At 64.5% G+C, this 3609-nt stretch carries 1 protein-coding gene; it reads left to right on the top strand.

The annotated features are described in order from the left end of the window. Positions 1-22 precede the first annotated feature (22 nt). Entirely contained in the window at positions 23-3403 is a 3381-nt protein-coding gene (locus IM632_RS08710) for a TonB-dependent receptor (protein WP_296481772.1), read from the top strand. Positions 3404-3609 lie beyond the last annotated feature (206 nt).

Genomic DNA, 3609 nt, shown 5'->3' with positions numbered 1-3609 from the left:
TTGATCCGATGGAGGGGTATCCATGATGTCCACGAGAATGCTCGCCCGCAGTACGGCGGTGGCCGCCCTGATGTGCGCCATGGCCGCTCCGGCCTTCGCCCAGGAAACCACCAGCGCCATCCGCGGCCAACTTGAGGGCAACGATGGCGCGTCTGTTGCCAACGCCACGGTGACCGTGGTTCACACACCCTCTGGAACCCGCTCCATCACGCGGTCGGGCGCGGATGGTGTCTTTGACGCCCGCGGACTCCGGGTTGGCGGCCCCTACACCATCACCGTTAGCGCACCGGGCTACGAAACCGAAACAGTAACCGGCGTCGTCCTGACCCAGGCAGAGACCCTGCGCCTGAACATCGACCTGATCTCAACGACGGCTGTGGACGAGGTGATTGTCACCGCCGCGCGGAACCCCGAGGCGGGCAATTCCGGCATCGCCTCTACCCTGAGCCGGCCCTCCATCGAGTCGGTGGTGTCCGTCACCCGCGACATCCGGGACCTCGCCCGCCGCAATCTCCTCACGTCCACCAACGCCCAGGCGGACGGCGGCGTCTCGATCGCCGGCTCCAACCCCAAGCTGAACCGGATCACCATCGACGGCGCCTCGGTGCAGGACGATTTCGGTCTGAATTCCGGGGGCCTGCCGACGCTGCGCGGTCCCATCTCGATCGATGCCGTCGAGCAGTTCACCGTTCAGTCCGTTCCCTACGACGTCGAGAACGGCGACTTCCAGGGCGGGGCGATCGACATCGTCCTGCGTTCCGGCGGCAACGATTTCACCGGGTCGGCCTTCGTCAACTACCTCAACGACGGTCTGGTCGGCGAGAAGGTCAAGGGCCGTTCGGTTCCGCAGACCATCAGCCAGACCAACTATGGCGGCTTCCTGTCAGGTCCGATCCTCGCGGACCGGCTCTTCTTCGCCCTGTCCTACGAGAAGTACGAGTCCAGCGAGGCCGTCGTCACGGGCCCCACCGGGGCTGGCTTCGCGAACAGCATCAACGGCGTGACGCAGGCGACGATCGATCAGGTCGTCGGGATTCTGAACAACGGGTACGCCACCAGGTTTGACGCCGGCGGCATCCCCCGCATCACCCCCATCCTGGACGAGAAGTACTCGGCGAAGCTCGACTGGAACATCAACGACAGCCATCGCGCCTCCTTCACCTACCGCTATTCGCTTTCCGAGGTGACGGCCCGTCCGAACCTGAACTCCGGGACGGCTGGCCTCTCGTCCAACTTCTACCTCAGCGGTGAGGACGATACGTCGTATGTCGGGGAGCTGAATTCCCAGTGGACGGACTCGCTCAACACCCAGATCCGCATCTCGCAGCGCGACTATATCCGTCGTCAGGATCCGCCCTCGGGCCAGGAATTCGCTGAGCTGATCATCTGCTCGGCGGCGACCTCCGACTCCGTACTGACCACCTGCGCCAGCGGCTTCTCCAACATCCGGATCGGGCCGGATAACTTCCGCCAGGCGAACGAGCTTGAGACCAAGAACCTGAATATTCAGGCCAAGGCGACCTACGCGCTTGGAGATCACCTCTTCAAGCTGGGCTTTGAGAGCCAGAATATCGAGGTCATCAACCTCTTCGTGCCCAACAGCGACGGCGTCTACTACTTCGACTCGATCAATGATTTCCAGCTGGGTCGCGCCAATCGCCTGACCTACTCGAACGCGCCGTCCGGTAATCCGAGGGACGCAGCGGCCAAGTTCAAGTACCAGCAGAACAGCATCTATCTGCAGGACGTCCTGGACGTCACGCCTGAGCTCCAGGTCACGGCCGGCTTCCGCTATGACTGGTACTCCAGCGACGACAAGCCGATCGCCAATCCGTTCTTCCTGGCCCGGAACGGTTTCACCAACCAGACGACCTATGACGGCAAGTCGATCATGATGCCGCGTCTGGCCTTCCGGTACGATCCGAACGAGTCGATCCGCATCACCGGCGGCGCCGGGATCTTTGCGGGCGGCATTCCCGACGTGCTGATCTCCACCTCCTTCAGCACGACCGGATTTGCGGCGGCGGGCGTGACCATAGAGCGGAACGCCGACGGCACCTTCCGTGAACTGGGCAACAATGTCGGCTTCACCCAGGCGGCCGGGGCCACGGCCCTGAACGTGAATCGGACCGATCCGCGCTTTGGCTATGACCTTCCCTCGGCGGTGACGGGTCTGGTGACTCCGAGCATCCTGCCGACCTCGTCCGAGGTGATCGCCCTGAACCCGAGCTTCAAGGTCCCCTCGTCCTGGAAGTTCTTCCTCAGCGGCTCCATCGACCTCCCCTTCGGCTTCAAGGCCCAGACCGATGTGGTGGTGACTGAGGTCGTGTCGACCATCAGCTACAGCGACTTCAAGGTCCGTCCCCTCCTGGTCAACGGCCAGCAGCAGTTCACGCCGGATGGCCGTCGCCGGTATGATGGTCTGACCATGACGGACGCGGCGCGGGCCGCAGCGGGCGTCAGCGGGTCCAATGTGCAGACGGCGGCGGACCTGGTGGTCGGAAACGACAAGCGCGGCCAGGGGTACGTGGCCGCCGTGGGGCTCTCGCGCAACTTCCTGAACGACGACCTCAGGGTTTCCGTGGGTTACGTGCGGCAGAACCTGGAAGAGTCCACGAGCGGACTGCGCTTCGGGACGACCTCCGGCTCCCTCTACTCCAGCCAGCTCGCGGCGGCGGGAGACTCCAACAGCGACGCCTATGGCCGCGGTTACGAGGAAATCCGCGACCGAGCCAAGGTCGAGGTGAGCTACGAGAAGGAGTTCTTCCCCGACGCCAAGACCCGCATCTCCCTGTTCGGCGAGTTCCGCTCGGGACGTCCGTTCAACGTGACCATGGCGAGCCAGGGCGGCAACCGCAGCCCCGTGTTCGGCACCAACAGGGGCGCGTACCAGCTCTATGTCCCGGATTTCGCCGCCGACACCAACCCCAATGACCTGGACGTGGGCTTCGTCACCTTCGACAGCGTGAATACGCTGAACGCCTTCCGGGCGGCGGTGAACCGGTTCGACCTGCCGGTCGGCATTGTCCCCAAGGGCTTCAATCGGAATCCCGATGTGAACCAGGTTGACCTGCAGATCAGCCAGGAGGTTCCGACGCCGATCCAGGGTCACAAGTTCAAGGTGGTGCTGGACCTCTACAATGTCCTGAATCTGCTGAACGATCGCTGGGGGACCATCGAGGAGTACGGCGCCACCGGCTCCGGACAGGGCAACAACCGGATCGTGGACGTTCAGTGCGCCACAGCCACGGGGGCGGCGGCCGGAACCGGCAGCCCGGTTTGCGTCCGTTATCGGTACTCGAACCCCAACGCGTCTGCTCTGAACCGCTCGTTCGCGGGCCGTGCAGGGGCCAACAATCCCTCCCTCTGGGCGGCGCAGATCTCTCTCCGCTACCAGTTCTGAGCCATCACTGCATGTGAGGCGGGGGGCGGTCCGGCGACGGGCCGCCCCTTCGCTTTTCGGGGGCGTCGCGAAAGCTTGACGTGGGGGCCCGCCTCGCCCATCTGCCCGCGTCCCTCCTGGGAGAACCGCGCCATGTCCCGTCCCGTCCCCGCCGAGTGGGCCCCGCACCGGGCCATGTGGCTGGGCTTTCCCAGCCACGCCGACCT

Origin of the sequence: Phenylobacterium sp., assembly GCF_020402505.1 — a bacterium.
Lineage (GTDB): Bacteria > Pseudomonadota > Alphaproteobacteria > Caulobacterales > Caulobacteraceae > Phenylobacterium.
This window is presented reverse-complemented; position numbering and strand designations above follow the sequence as displayed.

Excerpts from the sequence above, each read along its gene's own strand:
- IM632_RS08710 (WP_296481772.1), top strand. The coding sequence starts at position 23 with ATGATGTCCACGAGAATGCTCGCCCGCAGTACGGCGGTGGCCGCCCTG.